Here is a 16,219-nt window from a genome sequence, read left to right as displayed (position 1 = left end):
TCGACCCCTCCACGGCTAATGGCTAGTGTGGCCTAACATTGCGTTCAAGCCGAAATTGCATCGCTACGCCAGCCACATGGCAGAAAGAGCTTGCCATGTGTCCGGCTTCGCGCTGCAATTCGGCTTAACTTAGGTGTTAGGCCGCAATGCCACTATTCACTTACATCGTCACGTACAAAGGTGCCACCCATGTGGCACAGGGCAGCCATAGCAACTTCACTGGCTTCGTTTCCACGTGGGCATCGAATATTCCGCAAGGCGCTCTTCCTGGCCTCACCCCACCTCTCTACAAGCAACTGGCGGCAAGAGCATACGAAGGTACGTTTGTTCCTGTTTCAAGCGCCAAGCATGTCTGGCGTAAGTCCATTGACCTCGGAGGGGCTGCACTAACCGTTGTCGCCGTACAAACTCAGCAATAGCTACTCTTGGCAGGGGCGTGCAGTGGCCTGTTGCGCCCTAACAATTCATTCAAGCCGACGCCGCTTCGCGGCGCGGCTTAATTCAGGCGTTAGGCCGCAAAGGACAGGTCACCCACACATGAAGATTGGAATACAGACTTGGGGCAGCCATGGCGACATCCGTCCATTCGTAGCCCTCGCCGACGGTCTACAGGCCGCAGGTCACGACGTAACGCTGGTTATAACCTGCGTAGATAGCGAAAGCTATAACGCGCTTAGCACCAGAACGGGCTTCAAGCTTCAGGCGGTTGCAACGCCCGTGATATCGGACAAGCTGTTGCTTGAGAAGATTGGAGGTACGCTCATTCATGAGCGCAACGCAATCAAGCAAACGCAGATAGCTATTGAGCAGTTGCTGTTGCCAGCAGAGACCGAAATATTCCAAGCGTCAGATCGGCTCTGTGCTGACAACGAATTAGTGATCGGGCACTACTTTCTTTACACGCTGGGCGCTGCAGCTGAGCGACACGGCCGTCCCTACGTGAGTGTTGCACTTGCTCACGGGGCAGTGCCGTCTTCCTTTAAGTCGCCTTCGGGCGTTCCTAACTTTGGCGCGCTCAGCAATCGCCTAGCTTGGCGCGTCGCAAGATTCGTCTTGAACAAGAGCCTCAAGAAGTATCCCGATAAATTGCGAGTAAAAAATGGAATCAAGCCCGCACGCGACCTGATCGACAACGTTTGGGCATCAGAGTATCTAACATTGCTCGCCATTAGCCCGACCATATGCGATGAAAAATCGGACTGGCCAAGCCACTACCAAGTTTGCGGAGCCCTAGACACACAAGAATCGGTGGCGGAAGGCGGCATCCCGGAGCAGCTCCAGTCGTTCCTAGCTAGTGGCTCCCAGCCCGTATATATGACCTTCGGGAGCATGATCTCAAGCAGTGACGAGAGGCAGACAATCGAGCTGTTGACTAGTACGGCAAGGGCAGCATCGGTGCGTGCGATCATACAGGCCCCGCACTGGAGCGAGCTCGGATTCGAGTCAAGCAGCCAGATCCATTATGTAAGCTCTGCCCCACACTCGGCAGTTTTTCCTGGGTGCAAGTTAGTCGTCCATCACGGCGGAGCAGGAACATCGCAAGCTGCGCTACGCGCAGGGATACCTTCAGTCGTCGTCGCTTATACGGCAGAGCAGGAGCTCTGGGGAAAGGAGCTTGAGAGAATAGGCGTCGCATGGAAGCCGATCCTTCGCAGGAAATCGACACCTGACCGAATCGCGGCGGCTATTAATCTTGCGGAGCAGTCTGAATATATAGTTGGGAGCGCAAAGAAGCTGGGGGCTTGCGTCTCGAAAGAGGATGGCGTTGCAACCGCTGTAAGATTGATTGGTGATAGGTTTGCGGCCTAATAATTCATTCAAGCCGACGCCGCTTCGCGGCTCGGCTTAATTCTGGTGTTAGGCAGCATCCACCGTTGGCAAGGGACTGACAGGTTTTCCATGAGACGTTTCTTAAGATACCTGCTTGGGATGGTCGCGGGTCTAGTAGCGATTTTTGCTCTGGGCGTTCTTTGGCCATCGGCAACGGCCCCACTGCCCGACGCCGCCGATAGCCGGTTGATCCGCAATGCCCGCATCATCGATGTGGAGCGGGCCATCGCCGGCGAGCCGACCGACGTTTTGATCGAAGGCGGCACCATCAGTCGCATCGGCTACGGCTTGCGCGCAGCACCGGACTTGCCGGTGCTAGAGGCAGACGGCCGCTACCTGCTTCCTGGTTTCTGGGACATGCATACGCATGCGTTCAAGTTATCACCGCAATTGCACCTGCCCCTGGCCGTCGCGAACGGCATCACCGGCACCCGCGACCTGATGGATTGCCCCGGCAGCGACGACACCTTGATTGCCTGCGTTGCCGACAAGCGCCACTGGACCCGCGCCGCTATCGAGGGCCGTATGGTCAGTCCGCGCTTTGTCGAGGTGGCCAGCTTCTACTTCGAACGGGCCGACATGACGCCCGATCAGGCCGCCAGGCTCGCCGCGGACTATCGCGCGCGCGGGCTGGATGCGCTGAAAGTGTACAACCGCCTGTCGCCGGCCACCTACAAGCGCCTGACCGACGAAGCGCGGCTGTGGGGTATGCCCGTGGTCGGCCACCTGCCCAAGGCTGTGAGCCTGGACAACGCCGTCGCAGCTGGGCAGCGTAGTTTTGAGCATGGCCATGTCTTCGCGCGCCATTGCTTCCGTGATGCAGCAGCATGGCGCAGTGGTGCTTTGGACGCGGAAGTGCCCACCGCACTGGTCGAACGTATGGTCACCCATTACGACGCAGCAGCCTGTGCGCGTGCATTCGCGCAGATGCGTGAGGCGGGTACATCGTTCGTGCCCACACACGTGACACGCGAGGAGGATGCGCGCGCGCGCGATCCCGCCTTCACCGGAGATCCGCGCCTGGCATTCCTAGACCCTCTTTCGCGTTGGGCGTACCGCGACGATCTGAAGTCCACCGTGGTGCGCTATCCCGCCGCGCGCGGCGAGGCCGCCCTGCGGGGCTACTTCGAGCACGGCCTAGCGTTGACGCACGCGGCGTACCGGGCAGGCGTGCCGGTGCTGGTGGGCACGGACACCGCGATCGGCGGTTTTCGCTACCACGACGAAATGGCCCTTCTGGTACGCGCCGGCCTGTCGCCGGCCGAGGTGCTGCGTGCGGCCACACTGGACGCTGCGCGCTATGCCGGGCAGACGCACCGGCACGGCCGCGTGGCCGTCGGCAATGCTGCGGATCTGGTGCTGCTGGAGGCGAATCCGCTGGACGACATCGCCCACACACGTGGCCTCTATGCCGTGCTGCTGGCCGGGCGGCTGTACGATCGCCCGCGCCTCGACGCGCTGCTTGATTTCACCCGTGCCCAGGCTCGCTCACCGGTCAACGCAACCAAGCTGGTTTGGGGGTTCTCGGCCAGTTCTGTCAACGGCGAGCTTTGACTCGGGGCAAAAGATTGGGCAGGTTCGTGAACCCGCGACCGACATGACGTTTCGGGCTCACGACACCGTGGCTCTGGCTCTTTCTCGCCGTGGCGGCAACAGTGGCTGGCGGCAGAACTCCTAGTCACTGCTGCCCAACAGTTCATTCAAAGCCGACACCGCTTCGCGGCGCGGCTTAATTCAGGCGTTAGGCCGCTGGGGAGCTACATGGCCAGTTCAAGCAACAAGCTTCTGGCAGTGGGCGCCGCCCTTAGCGGACTCGCCGCGCTGATGCATCTGGCGTGTCTGGTAGTAGGCGCACCGCTCTTTCGGCTCTTGGGCGCCGGAGAGCAGATGGCGCAGCTGCATTTGGCCGGCCACTGGTATCCCACCGTCGTTACCCTGGTCATTGCCGGCGTTCTTGCTGTGTGGAGTGCTTACGCCCTGTCCGGAGCCGGCGTGATTCGCAAGCTACCGTTGCGCCGTACCGCCCTCTGCGCAATCACCGCCATCTACATTGGCCGGGGCGTCGCGTTCGCGCCGGTCATGGCGTACTTCCCGGGAAACAGCATGACGTTCTGGGTCGTAAGCTCTTCAATCTGCCTGCTGATCGGCATCGTCCACCTTGTGGGCCTTCGGCAGTCTTGGGGCAGGCTGTCGGGCGGCGCGGCCTAACAATGCGTTCAAGCCGAAGCCGCTTCGTTCCGCAAAGCACATGGCAGGTACAGCTTGCCATGTGCTTTGCTCCACTACGCGTCTCGGCTTAACTTAGGCGTTAGGCGGCATGACGGACTTACTACGAGTTGATGACTTCAGATGCCACGACCAGCATTTGGTTCATGTGCTGCCGGGGCGTGAGCGCGAAGCCACCTGCTTTGCACGCCAACTCCTAAATCAAGGGGTGCCTGCGGGGCTCTTCATTCGAGGAGAGGATGTTACGGACTGGGGGTTTCTTGAAGATGCGACCGGAGTTGAGCATTTCGAGTTCGTAGACTTCTCGAAAACTCTCTCTTGCACAAAGCTATTGCCAATCAGCCACGCTAAGTATCTCCGCATAGTCGGCCGGAAGCTCTCTATAGATTTCACGATCTTCACATCGTTACAGACGATTTGCTATCAATGGCACCCCGAATCTTCAGGACTCGAGTCCTTGGATGCGCTGAAAAGTGCGTACCTTTATGAAATTGGCAGCGCCAAGAACGCTAGCCCATTCCCATTGCCGCCAAGCGTTGAGACGCTGCAGTTAGTGAGGTATTTCGCCGAGTCTATTGACTTTATTCACGATATGAATCACTTGGTTGACCTGGAAATAATATACGCGCGAAACCTGCGGGCGTTACCCCCACTGCGGTCCCTTAAACAGTTAGAGCTCAAGAACGTCGGTAGGGACAAGTTCGCATACGACTCAATTCCGGAAAGCGTGGAAGCAATTATCATTGAGGCGTGCGCCCCAGTTCATGACTGGGATTTTGTTCGGAAAATTAGCGGTCTAAAGCGATTGGTCGTTTTCAAGACAAAGTGTGCTGCACCATCTTCCGCTGCCAAGAGTGCATTGAGCCTTGTGCCCGTCCGCGACTTGCCACGTGGAGTAACCTGATGCCGGTGCCGCCTAACAATGCGTTCAAGCCGAAGCCGCTTCGTTCCGCAAAGCACATGGCAGGTAAAGCTTGCCATGTGCTTCGCTCCACTGCGCGTCTCGGCTTAACTTAGGTGTTAGGCAACAGGGGAGAGATCTATGAGACTTGCAGCAGCGATTCTGGCATCGGCCCTCCTTCTGGTCGGATGCAACAATGGTGCCCCGTCATTTGTTCCTGCGCCGGCGCCGGAGTTTGATCTCCGAGATTTCGTGGTCGCCGAAGAACGCACTGATGCCACTGAGTATTCGAAAGCATGGAACACCTTCAAGGGCACCGGCACGCTTGTAGCCCGCAATGTTGCTCCGGAGCGCGACCTCTTCGTTCTGCTCGAGGCGAGAGACCAAACGGCTGGCGCTGACGCAGAGCCCGCACTTGTCCCCGTTATGTTCCGTGGCGGCGTTGGGAAGGTTGAGGTATCAAAGAGCAAGTACGGGGGAGATGAGTGCACGCCCGAGCTACGACTGGCGTATTCGTGGCTGGGTAGAGCTCAATAAGGCAAAGATCAGCGTCGCGGGCGGGCCAGCAAAGTGACACAGGGCCTGTTGCCTAACAATTCATTCAAGCCGACGCCGCTTCGCGGCGCGGCTTAATTCCGGTGTTAGGCCGCTAATGAAAGTTCTCGTCTTCGGCAACTCAGGTTCTGGCAAGAGCACCTTGGCCAAGCGGCTTGCCGAGGAGCATGGGCTCGCGCACCTCGATCTGGACTTGATCGTCTGGGAGCCTGGCAAGGTTGCTGTCCAGCGCACAGATGACGCGGTCGCTGCATCCCTGGCCGCGTTCTTGGCTGCGCACAGTCGCTGGGTCATTGAGGGCTGCTATGGCGAGCTCGTACAAGCTGCGTCTCGCCATTGCAGCGAGCTGGTGTTCCTGAACCCCGGGCTCGAGACGTGCCTGGCGCACAACCTCAGCCGTCCTTGGGAGCCTCACAAGTACGTCTCGAAAGCAGCCCAAGACGAGATGCTGGATAACCTGCAATCTTGGGTGGCTGGCTACTATGATCGCCAAGATCAATGGTCGTACCATGCCCACCGTCAGATTTTTGATTCTTTCGGGGGGCGCAAAAGCGAGCGCCTGAGTGCGAGCGCGGCCTAACAATGCGTTCAAGCCGACACCGCTTCGTTACGCCAACCCATAAAACCCATAAGTAGAACTTTCTGGCATGTTCCCCCAGCCAGGAGGCTCCATGAAGAAGTCCCGTTTCACCGGGACCCGGATCGTCTCGATGATCAAGCAGGCGTACGCCGGCGTGCCCGTCAAGGACATCTGCCGACAGGCGGGCACTGCGCGCCGCGCTTCCTGGCCGGCAGCCGGTTGCAATCGCTTGTCAGGTTTCCCCCGGTCCACTCGTCTGTAGTCAGTAACTTGGGCTGGGACGGGAATGGGGATGCAAATGGATCTGGGAATGACAGGCAGGCAAGGTGAGATGTCCGGTTCCGGACAGGAGGGGTTGCGGTGGACGCGGGTTGGCGCATGGTGTGCGCAGGCCTGGCGGATCTATCGTGTGGCGCCGTTGCGGATTCTGCTGCTGGCGCTGGCGCCGGTGGTGTTTGAAGGGCTTGTCCAGTTGACGCCATCGGCGGGCATTGTGCTGTCGAAGCTGTTGACGCCGGCCGTGTCGGCATGGGTGTTGGTCATGCTTGACTGCAAGCTGCGCCGCCACGGGTTCTCGCCCGGGGCGAGCGGCTGGCAGACCGCATCGCGCTGGCGCCAGGTTGCGGGCTTGACCCTGGTGGGCCTGCTGGTGTTCTCCGTCCAGATGGCGATGGCGGCACTCATCGGGAGCCCGGCACAGGCGATGGCCCTGGCTGTGGGAGACATCGCCGGCATCGGGTTCTCGCGGATGGAAATGGCCGGCGTGCTGGCGTCGGGGGCGGCTCCCATGCTGCTCCTGTTCTTTGTCGGGCCCCGGATGATGCTCGACGGCTTGCGGCTCTGGCCTGCCGTGCTGGAGAACGCCCGGCTGCTGCAGCGGTGTTGGCAGCCGATGGTGTTCTACTCGCTGGTGATGGCGCTGATGCTTGCCGGGCTGACCTGGATGCCCTTGCTGCTGCTGGTTTTCCTGCCTGCGGGCCTGTGCATCGGGTATGCAGCGTACCGGGACGTTTTCGACCCCCTGCCGGAAGCCTGAGCGTTGAAGTCACTGCCTGATATCGATGCCGCCCTGCGCGACCACGGAGCGATGCTGTTCCGCATCGCGTCCGGATACACGCGCACGGGCGCCGCGCGCGACGACCTGGTGCAGGACATGTCGGTTGCGCTGTGGAAGGCGCTGCCGGCATACCGCGGCGATGGGCCTTTGAAGGCCTTTGTCGCCCGCATCGCGCAGTTCACGGCGCTCGATCACGTGAAGCGCCGGGTCAATCGCGTGGATACCGCCAGCCTGGACGAGCATCTGGAATCGAACGCCATGCGCCCCGACCAGTACGCGCGCGGCGTGCAGGATCGCAACCGCCTGCTGGATGCGGTGCGCGGCTTGCCGGGCGGTCAGCGGGAGTGCGTGCTGCTTGTGCTGGAGGGATTCGGCAACCGCGAGATCGCCGGGATCCTGGGCGTGACCGACAACACCGTGGACCAGCGGCTGAGCCGCGCGCGGCAGCAATTGCGACGCATCCTTGGAGCCGACAATGAACAATGACGACTGGGTTGATCTTGCCGCTGAGTGGAATGCGGCTGACGCACCCGATCCCGCCGTGTTGCAGTCGCGCATGCGGCGGTACCGGTGGCGCAATCGGCTTGGCCTGGTCGGCGAGTTCCTGGGTGCGCTGGTGGCGCTGGTGCTGTCGGCATGGGCGTGGACACGCGAGCCCGACTTGCGGCCCTGGCTGCTCGTTGCCGGCACGGTAGTCGTGGCGTGGCAGGTGGGTTACCTGCTGATCCGCCAGCGCTATCGCCTGTTCGGGCTCCCCGCTGGCGGGCTGGTGGGAATGATCGACGCGGAGGTCCGCCGTGCGAAGTTCGTGATCGCCACGCTCTGGCTCGGTCTTGCTGGCGGTCTGCTGTTGATCCCGCTGGCGCTTCTGACGCTGCCCGCCATCCACCATCCTCGCCTGCTCACCGGGCTCCTGATTGCGGCCGCGGCCTACGTTCCCTACGTGGTGTTGCGGACCTTTCAGCTGGCCCGCAGGGTGGAAAGCCTGCGGGTGGAGCGCCACCGGCTTGAAGGATGAAGTGCAGCAGCGGTAGCGCCGTGGCCTGACTCGAATGCCAGGCCAATGAACCGGGGTGTGGCAGGGGACTTGAGGGCGGCGGCGCCGAAGCGCCGGCCGAAGAAGTCGCCCTCGTTCCACGACGGTCGTGAGTCGTCGCTGGCCACCAGCCACGCGAGGCGCGCGGACAGGCGGGCGAGGCGCGCGGCGTCGTCGTAATGGATCGGCAGGTCGGCCTGGTCGCAGGGGCGGTGGTAGCAGTTGCGCATGAACCAGGTGGCGGAGACCTTGGGGTTGCGCTCGGGGTCCGCGGCTTCGATGCCGCCGTCGAGGTAGACGGCGGGAATGCCTTCGCGGACGAAGGAGAACTGGTCGCTGCGCACGAACACGGCTTCTTCGGGAAAGGGGTCGGGCGAGACCTTGACGCCGATTTCGCGGGCGGCGGCCTCGACGCTGGCCTTGAGCGAGGAGTGTTCGACGCCGATCGGCACCACGTCGCGGCTGGGCGCAGTGAGCACGGGCATGTCGATGTTGATGTTGGCGACCAGGCTGCCGCGGGGGATGCTCGGGTGGCGGGCGAACCACTGCGAGCCGAGCAGGCCCTGTTCTTCCGCGGTGACGGCGACGAACAGCTGCGGGCGGCGCGGCGGGGCATCGCCACCCGCGAGTTCGCGCGCGGCCTCGGTCATGATCGCGACGCCCAGGGCGTTGTCGATGGCGCCGTTGTGGATGGCGTCGCCCTCGACTTCGGCGCCGATGCCGACGTGGTCGAGGTGGGCGGTGTGCACGATGTATTCGTCGCCGAGCGCGGGGTCGCTGCCGGGGAGCAGGCCCACCACGTTGCGCGAGTCCAGCAGTTCGACCCGGGTCTGCACGGCCAGGGAGAGGCGCACGGGCAGGTCGAAGCCGCCCGGCGTGCCGGTGCGAGCCGCGTTGGCGAGCTGGGCTGCGCTGCGCTCGCCGCCGGCGAACAGGGCGTCGGCGGCGGCAGCGCTGACGCGCGCGACCACCTGGAGGCCGGGCCAGGTGTCGATGGCGTGGCCGTCGGCGTCACGCAGGCGCATTGAAGGACGCTCCCAGCCGGCGGCGCCGCGCGACCAGGGTGCGCGCACTTCATCGCCGGCGGTGCCGGCCAGGACCACGCCCACGGCGCCGCGTTCGGCCACGCTGCGCAGCTTTTCGTGCAGGGAACCGTGGAAGGCGCGGCGGGTGTTGTCGAAGCCGTCGGGTGCGCCGCCGAACACCACCGCCACCTTGCCGCGCAGGTCGAGTCCGGCGAAGTCGTCGTGGCCCAGGCCGGGTGCGTGGATCGCCTGGCCGACGAACACCGCCGGGGCCTCGACCGCGGCCTCGGGCAGGTTGAAGTTCGCCATCGGCAGGAACTCGTCCTGGAAGGCCAGTGAGCGCGACCGGCCATCAAGCTGGATCTCCAGCCGTGCGCCCTGGGGGGCGATGGTGGCGCGCAGCAGCGGCACGCGCTGGAACCAGCCGCCGTCCTCGCCGCCGGGGACAAGGCCCGCGTCGGCGAAGCGGCCGGCCACGTAATCGGCGGCAAGATCATGGCCGGGAGTGCCGGTCTCGCGCCCTTGCATGCGGTCGTCGGCCAGGGCGCGGACGTCGGCCTCGATGCGGTTGGCGGCGGGATCCTGCGAGCGCTGGGCGGATGCGGCGGGCGGCGCGGCCGCTTCAGGGCCCGGTTCGCGGTTGCAGGCCGGGAGCGCCAGCAGCAGGGTGAGCGCGAGGGCGGCCGGCGTCATGCGGCGGGCGTCGAAGGGCATGGCGTGGCCTGTGGTTGGCGGGGGCGCAAGCCTAGCGCGTGGCGGCGGACTCGCGCAGCCAGGCATCGCCGATCGCGCGGGCGGCGGCGTAGGGTTCGGGGCCGTTGCGGTTGGTCAGCATGAGCACGGTCAGGCGCTGGGCCGGCCAGCGCAGGATGACGTTGCGGAAGCCCATGGTCTCGCCGGAATGCCACATCAGGTCGCCGTCGAGGCGCCAGCCGTAGCCGTAGGCGGCGACGTCGTCTTCGCCGGTGGACGTGCGGGTCTGCGCCGAGAACGCCAGCGCGCGCGAGGCGTCGGACAGCAGGCGGTCGTCGTAGAGGGCGGCGTCCCATTTGGCCAGGTCGTCAATGGAGGAGTAGATGCCGCCGTCGCCGAGCACGGCGCTGGTGGTGGACTGGTCGCTGCGCTGCCAGCCGTCGCCGCCTTCGCTGTGCCCGAAGGCGCGGGTGTCGACGCGGTTGGCGCCATCGACGAAGGCCACGGTGTGGTTCATGTCCAGCGGCTGGAAGATGCGCGTGCGCAGGAATTCGGGGTAGCGCATGCCCGAGGCCCGTTCGACGACGAGCGAGAGCAGGGCGTAGGCGGAGTTGCTGTAGCGGTAGGCGCTGCCGGGAGCGAAGTAAGGCTCCCCCGCAGCGGTGGCCGAAGCGGATGCGGAGACACCGGAGACCTGTGGCTTGGCCGCGGCATCGGCGACATGGCTGGCCGCTTCGCCGGTCGCGTCGCCCGGAGTCGCACCCGCACCCGGTGCGTGACAGGCCGAACCCGTCGCCAGCAGGCACAGCACGTCCGCATCACGCACTTGGCCGCTGAAGTCGGCCGGCATCAAATCCTCGTAGTCGTACAGGCCCGAGGTGTGGCTGAGCAGGTGGTGCAGGGTCACGCCGTCGGCGCTGGCGGGAAGCTCCGGCAGCCAGCGGCGCACGGGGTCGTCCAGGCGCAGGCGGCCGTCTTCGGCCAGCAGCAGCACTGCGGCGGCGGTGAACTGCTTGCTCACCGAGGCCAGGCGGAAGTTCGTTGCCGGTGTGACCGGCGTGCCGGTGGCGACATCGGCCAGGCCGACGCCGCGGCGCACCACCGGCTTGCCATCGCGCAGCACCAGCAGGGCGGCGCCGGGGACATCGCCGGTGTAGGGCAGCAGCCGGGCGTCGACTTCGGCCATGGCCGTGTTCTCCGTGGCTTCGTTCGCGGCGGTGGTGGCGGCAGTGGAGGCGAAGGGCAGGATCGCCAGCAGGAAAAGGGTCGCGGGGCGGATGTCCATGCCCCGAGTCTATCGCCGATCGCGCGGCGGGAACTGCAGGATGGTGCCCTGCTCTTCCTCCGACGGATCGGGACGATTCCACAGGACGGGCACGTCTTCGGGGGCGGCGGGTTCGAACTGTCCGCGCTCGGCGGCGACGCGTGCGGCATCGGCGGCGGCCTGTTCTTCCTCGAGCTCCCAGCTGTAGCGTTTTCGCGGCGCCGCGGGATCGAGGCGACGAAACAGCCAGGCCGCGACGATGCCGCCGATGGCGCCGCCCAGGTGCGACTGCCAGGACACGCCGGGTTCGCGTGGAAGCACGGTCAGCAACATGCCGCCGTAGAACATGAAGCCGATCATGGTGGCGGCGATGGCGGCCCGGTCGCGCCGCAGCACGGCCAGCGTCATCACCAGGAACATCAGGCCGTGGGTCACGCCGCTGGCGCCCAGGTGGTACGAGCCCGGTGCGCCCAGCAGCCACGCGCCCAGGCCGGAGCCCAGCCACATCAGCGGCAGGCCGCGCAGGGAGGCGCGCGGGTAGACCCAGCCGGCCAGCGTGCCGAGGAACAGCACCGCGACGCCGTTGGCGACCAGGTGTTCCAGCGAGCCGTGAAGCAGCGGGGCGGTCAGCAGCCCGAACAGCCCGGCCGCGCTGCCGGGCGCGACGGCGAACGCGCGCGCGCTGAAACCGGCCTGGGCGGCGTAGACGATGGCCAGCACGGCCACGAAGAATGCCGATGCACCGGCGGCGCGACGGAAGCGGCGCCAGTCGGCGGCGCGCTGGGCGGCGGAGTCCGGTGGGTGGTCGTGGTGGGGCAGGTGCATGAACCGAAGCATGGCGGCGGATGGCGGCAACGCAAGGCCCGTGGGCCGGACGCGCGGCCGGCGATGGGGGCGACCCGGTAGAATCGCGGCATGAACGAAGCCCTTCCCGTCGTCCGCCTGCGCAACGCCTGGCGCTCCAGCCATCCGTGGATTTTCCAGAAACTGGTGGAGAAGCCGACCCCGCGGCCCAAGCCCGGGACCATCGTCGACGTGGTCGGCATCGACGGCGAGTGGATCGGCCGCGGCTTCTACAACGGCCATTCGCGGATCGCGGTGCGGATCCTGGAGACGAATCCGGACGTGCCGGTTGATGCCGGCTGGTTCTCGCGCAGGATCGCCGATGCGGTGGCGTTGCGCCGCGAAGTGCTGCGCCTGGACGAGGCAAGCGACGCCTGGCGCGTGGTGCACAGCGAGGGCGACGGGCTCAGCGGGCTGGTGGTCGATCGCTATGCGGACCTGCTGGTGCTGGAGTACTTCAGCGCCGGCATGTTCCGCCACCGCGAGTGGATCATGGAGGCGCTGCGCGAGCAGTTCCCCGGTTGCCGCTTCCATGCATTCGCCGACGAGCACGTGCAAAAGCAGGAGAGCTTCGACTTCCACGGCACGCCAGGCACCGAGCCGGCGGTCATCACCGAGCACGGTATCCGCTTCCGCGCCGATCCCGCAGGCGCGCACAAGACCGGTTTCTTCGCCGACCAGCGCGACAACCGCGAGTGGCTGAGCCGCCAGGTCGCGGGCAAGCGCGTGCTGGACCTGTGCTGCAACACCGGTGGGTTTGCGGTGTATTCGGCGGTGCGTGGGGCGAGTGAGGTGACCGGCGTGGACATCGACGCCGACGTGATCGAGCTGGCCAAGGCCAACGCGAAGTTGAACGGCGTGCGGCCGCGCTTCGTGCAGGCCGACATCTTCCCCTGGCTGCGCGACGCGTCCAACGCGGGCGAGCAATACGACGTGGTGATCCTGGACCCGGCCAAGATGACCCGCGACCGCGAGCAGGTGATCCCGGCGCTGAAGAAGTACCTGGACATGAACAAGCTGGCGCTGTCGGTGGTGAAACCGGGCGGCCTGTTGGCGACGTTCTCGTGCACGGGCCTGGTGGCCGAGGACCAGTTCCTGGACATGCTGCGGCGGGCGGCGTTCTTCTCCAATCGCACGGTACAGGTGCTGAAGGTGGCGGGTGCCGGGCCGGACCATCCGTTCATGGCGAACGCGCAGGAGTCGCGGTACCTGAAGGCGGTGTTCTGCCGGGTGCTGGGCTGACGGCGGTTGTTCCCCGATAGCCGCTCCCACAAAAGCCGGCTCCCGCTCTAGCGGTGCTTCCGGAGGTATTCGGCGAGGGCGACGGCGTTGTTGTGGTCTTTGTCGTGGGCGGCATACAACAGGGTGGCGCGGGCGCCGCGGCCCAGGGCCTTGCGCAGCTCGGCCAGGCCGTCGGGGTTGGCGTCGAGTTCGGCGAAGTAGCGGTGCTTGAACCCGGGCCATTTCGCGGCCTCGTGGTCGAACCAGTGGCGGAGTTCGTCGCTGGGAGCCACCGACTTCACCCAGGGCACGCCTTCCAGGTCGGCCTTTGACTTGCCGCGTGGCCACAGGCGATCGACGAGGACGCGGTGGCCTTCGCCGGGGGATGGATCGTCGTAGATGCGGCGGACGTGGAGTTCCATGGCGGGGCTGTTGGTGGGGCAGATGGCCTTGGGGGCAGTCGCCGCTGTAGCTGCTCCCACAATGGACTCGCGGGGGTCGAAGCCTTGTTGAGAAGGGGCAGGCTGGCTGTGGCCGGCGCACAACGCACTCTGCACAGGTTTTGTACAAGCCCAAAGTTGATCGGTGGCTAACCGCGGCGTGCCTAACGTTGCCGGGCCGCCTGGTGCATGGCTGTCCCGCACCGGCGCGGACCCGACTCCCAGTCACCGCCCCCCGGAGAAACCCTCATGCGACCCTGGCTGATCCTTCCCTTCACCGCACTGATCGCAACTTCCGCGCACGCTGCGGGCCCTCAAGCCGGCCGCTGGTCGATGTCGCTGATCGGCGGCGTGGACGTGCCCGTCAACGGCGATGTCCACGATGGCGCCACCGCGATCGTGCCCGATCTCGGCCCGCTCAATCCCGCCCTCGCCGGCGTCGATGCCGAGCTGCGCATCGGCGCGCGCAGCCACGACCGCATCTATGACCAGGCCGGCACCGTCGGTCTCGAGTTCGCTTACGCTCCCAGCGATCGCACCGAGTTCTTCGGACAGGTTCGGCGTACCGAGGCCGACGACGGCATGGTGCAGGTGGGCGGCGCCTACGTGCCTGCCCTCGACACCGAGCTGCCGGTCTACGGCACGTTCGAGGACTATTCCGCGCTGTCGGCGGAGATCGGCTACCGCATGTACTTCGGCACCGTCGGCACCGCGCGTCCTTTCGTCGGCGCGCGCGTCGGCGCGACCCGCGTCGACGAGATCCGGGCCACCTTCGAGATCCCCGACGCCGGCATCACCATCGCCGATGCGCCGTTCTACGACTCGGGCTGGCTGGCCAGCGGCGGCCTGGACGTGGGCGTGATCGTCCCCTTTGGCGAGACCTTCAGCATGACCCTGGCCAGCGGCGTTCGTTACACCGCTGACCTGAAGGACGATGACAGCGCGATCGGTGGCCTGGGCCTGGCCACGATCAACGACACCGGCAGCCGCTTCTCGGTGCCGGTGACGCTTTCGGCACGCTGGGACTTCTGAGCGTGCCGGCGTGCCCGCCGGCCGGGTGACTGTCGGCGGGTACGCACTCTCAACGCGGCAGATGTTGCGAATGCAGCAGTGCGATCGCGCCGATGAGGTCGCAGGGCATGCGACCGCGTTGGCTACACTGGGCGGATGGAAATCCAGACCTTGTTGATCCTCGTGCTGGCGGCGGTGGCGCTGGCCATCGTGTTGCTTGTGGTCCTGCTGCTGCGGCGGCCGGAGGCGGGGCTGGTGGCGCTGCGCCAGGAGCTGGAAGAAGCGCTGCGCTCGGAGCAGCGTGACGGCCGTGGGGAACTGAGGCTGCAGCTCGACAGCCTGGGCATGGCGCAGGGCCAGCGCATCGATGGCTTCGGCGCGAGATTGACCGAATTCAGCGCGCGCACCGACCAGCGCCTTGACGTGCTGCGCGAGGCGCTGGGCGAGGACGCGCGCAAGGCGCGCAGCGAGGGCGCGGAGGCGCAGCAGCGCTTCGCCGACCAGCTGGGCCAGCGCCTGGGCGAGCTCACCCAGCGCAACGAGCAGCGCATCGGCGAGATGCGTGCGACCCTGGAGTCGCAGCTGAAGTCGCTGCAGGCCGACAACGCGCAGAAGCTGGAGCAGATGCGCGAGACCGTGGACGAAAAGCTGCAGACCACGCTGGAGGCGCGCCTGGGCGCGTCGTTCAAGCTGGTGTCCGAGCGCCTGGAGCAGGTGCAGCGCGGCCTGGGCGAGATGCAGGAGCTGGCCACCGGCGTCGGCGACCTCAAGCGCGTGCTGGGCAACGTCAAGACGCGCGGCATCTTTGGCGAGGTGCAGCTGGCCGGCCTGCTGGAGCAGGTGCTGACCATCGGCCAGTACGAGACCAACTGTGCCACCGTGCCCGGAAGCGGCGACCGGGTGGAGTTCGCGATCCGCCTGCCCGGCACGCAGCCGGGGCAGCCGATCCTGCTGCCGATCGACGCCAAGTTCCCGCGCGAGGACTACGAGCGCCTGCTCGATGCCCAGGACCGCGCCGATCCCGAGGCCGCAGTGCAGGCGGCGACCGCGCTTGAACGCCAGGTACGGACGGAAGCCAAGCGCATCCGCGACAAGTACCTGGCGCCGCCGCACACCACCGACTTCGCCCTGCTGTTCCTGCCCACCGAAGGCCTGTACGCCGAAGTGCTGCGCCGGCCGGGGCTGTTCGAGGCGCTGCAGCGCGATTTCCGCGTGACCCTCGTCGGGCCGACCACGCTGCTGGCCCTGCTCAACAGCCTGCAGATGGGCTTCCGCACGCTGGCGATCGAGCAGCGCTCAAGCGAGGTCTGGCAGCTGCTGGGCGCGGTGAAAAGCGAGTTCGGCAAGTTCGCCACGGTGCTGGAGCGGGCGCACGGCCAGCTGGACACGGTGCAGAACAGCATCAAGCAGGCGGGCGTGCGCACGCGGGCGATCGAGCGACAGCTGAAGGGCGTGGAGTCGCTGCCGGGGGAAGAGGCGCGGGAGTTGTTGGGGGATGCGGGTAGCGCTGGAGACGACGCGGCGGTGTGAATCGCCG

Annotated in this window: 16 protein-coding genes; 12 read left to right on the top strand and 4 right to left on the bottom strand. The window is 65.6% G+C overall.

Annotation, left to right across the window (positions count from 1 at the left end):
- Window positions 1-537 precede the first annotated feature (537 nt).
- The 9 genes from WCE39_RS13510 (at window position 538) to WCE39_RS13470 (ending at window position 8,167) form a co-directional block, all read left to right on the top strand.
- Window positions 538-1,809, top strand: a complete 1,272-nt coding sequence (locus WCE39_RS13510; protein ID WP_343277200.1) for a glycosyltransferase — start codon at window positions 538-540, stop codon at window positions 1,807-1,809.
- 207 nt (window positions 1,810-2,016) lie between these two features.
- Window positions 2,017-3,384 carry an amidohydrolase family protein gene (locus WCE39_RS13505; protein WP_343277199.1) on the top strand — a complete coding sequence of 456 codons (1,368 nt, stop codon included), beginning with the start codon at window positions 2,017-2,019 and terminating at the stop codon, window positions 3,382-3,384.
- A gap of 207 nt (window positions 3,385-3,591) precedes the next feature.
- A complete protein-coding gene (locus tag WCE39_RS13500) occupies window positions 3,592-4,038 on the top strand; it encodes a hypothetical protein (RefSeq protein WP_343277198.1) in 447 nt (148 codons plus the stop codon).
- A gap of 109 nt (window positions 4,039-4,147) precedes the next feature.
- Window positions 4,148-4,960, top strand: a complete 813-nt coding sequence (locus WCE39_RS13495; RefSeq protein ID WP_343277197.1) for a hypothetical protein — start codon at window positions 4,148-4,150, stop codon at window positions 4,958-4,960.
- A gap of 649 nt (window positions 4,961-5,609) precedes the next feature.
- Entirely contained in the window at window positions 5,610-6,092 is a 483-nt protein-coding gene (locus tag WCE39_RS13490; RefSeq protein WP_343277196.1) for an AAA family ATPase, read from the top strand.
- Between the two features lie 91 nt (window positions 6,093-6,183).
- Window positions 6,184-6,354: a hypothetical protein gene (locus tag WCE39_RS13485; RefSeq protein ID WP_343277206.1), complete on the top strand. Its 171-nt coding sequence runs from the start codon at window positions 6,184-6,186 to the stop codon at window positions 6,352-6,354.
- A gap of 30 nt (window positions 6,355-6,384) precedes the next feature.
- Complete coding sequence (locus WCE39_RS13480; protein WP_343277195.1) at window positions 6,385-7,128, top strand: hypothetical protein; 744 nt, start codon at window positions 6,385-6,387, stop codon at window positions 7,126-7,128.
- Window positions 7,129-7,131: 3 nt separating this feature from the next.
- The gene (locus WCE39_RS13475; protein ID WP_343277194.1) at window positions 7,132-7,635 is read left to right on the top strand and encodes an RNA polymerase sigma factor; all 504 of its coding nucleotides are present in this window, start codon (window positions 7,132-7,134) and stop codon (window positions 7,633-7,635) included.
- The gene (locus tag WCE39_RS13470) at window positions 7,625-8,167 is read left to right on the top strand and encodes a hypothetical protein (RefSeq protein ID WP_343277193.1); all 543 of its coding nucleotides are present in this window, start codon (window positions 7,625-7,627) and stop codon (window positions 8,165-8,167) included. The genes WCE39_RS13475 and WCE39_RS13470 overlap by 11 nt, the downstream gene beginning before the upstream one ends.
- Here WCE39_RS13470 and WCE39_RS13465 read toward each other — a convergent pair.
- From WCE39_RS13465 to WCE39_RS13455, 3 genes are read right to left on the bottom strand one after another with little or no spacing between them, the layout of a single operon-like run.
- A complete protein-coding gene (locus WCE39_RS13465; RefSeq protein WP_343277192.1) occupies window positions 8,110-9,924 on the bottom strand; it encodes a M28 family metallopeptidase in 1,815 nt (604 codons plus the stop codon). The genes WCE39_RS13470 and WCE39_RS13465 overlap by 58 nt on opposite strands.
- 31 nt (window positions 9,925-9,955) lie before the next feature.
- Window positions 9,956-11,182, bottom strand: coding sequence for a serine hydrolase domain-containing protein (locus tag WCE39_RS13460; RefSeq protein WP_343277205.1), 1,227 nt, complete (start codon window positions 11,180-11,182; stop codon window positions 9,956-9,958).
- Between the two features lie 15 nt (window positions 11,183-11,197).
- Window positions 11,198-11,992 carry a rhomboid family intramembrane serine protease gene (locus WCE39_RS13455; protein WP_343277191.1) on the bottom strand — a complete coding sequence of 265 codons (795 nt, stop codon included), beginning with the start codon at window positions 11,990-11,992 and terminating at the stop codon, window positions 11,198-11,200.
- A gap of 90 nt (window positions 11,993-12,082) precedes the next feature.
- Here WCE39_RS13455 and WCE39_RS13450 point away from each other — a divergent pair, with 90 nt between their 5' ends.
- Window positions 12,083-13,252: a class I SAM-dependent rRNA methyltransferase gene (locus WCE39_RS13450; RefSeq protein WP_343277190.1), complete on the top strand. Its 1,170-nt coding sequence runs from the start codon at window positions 12,083-12,085 to the stop codon at window positions 13,250-13,252.
- Between the two features lie 47 nt (window positions 13,253-13,299).
- Here WCE39_RS13450 and WCE39_RS13445 read toward each other — a convergent pair whose 3' ends face one another.
- Window positions 13,300-13,653 carry a DUF488 domain-containing protein gene (locus WCE39_RS13445; RefSeq protein ID WP_343277189.1) on the bottom strand — a complete coding sequence of 118 codons (354 nt, stop codon included), beginning with the start codon at window positions 13,651-13,653 and terminating at the stop codon, window positions 13,300-13,302.
- 267 nt (window positions 13,654-13,920) lie between these two features.
- On the opposite strand from WCE39_RS13445, the gene WCE39_RS13440 reads away from it, so the two are divergent.
- Both WCE39_RS13440 and rmuC read left to right on the top strand, forming a co-directional pair.
- Window positions 13,921-14,703: a hypothetical protein gene (locus tag WCE39_RS13440; protein WP_343277188.1), complete on the top strand. Its 783-nt coding sequence runs from the start codon at window positions 13,921-13,923 to the stop codon at window positions 14,701-14,703.
- A 135-nt stretch (window positions 14,704-14,838) separates the two neighbouring features.
- Window positions 14,839-16,212, top strand: a complete 1,374-nt coding sequence (rmuC, locus tag WCE39_RS13435; protein ID WP_343277187.1) for a DNA recombination protein RmuC — start codon at window positions 14,839-14,841, stop codon at window positions 16,210-16,212.
- Window positions 16,213-16,219 lie beyond the last annotated feature (7 nt).

Source organism: Luteimonas yanweni (genome assembly GCF_039548475.1).
Lineage (GTDB): Bacteria > Pseudomonadota > Gammaproteobacteria > Xanthomonadales > Xanthomonadaceae > Luteimonas.
The sequence above is the reverse complement of the archived record's forward strand: the minus strand, read 5'-3'. Positions and strand labels throughout refer to the sequence as shown.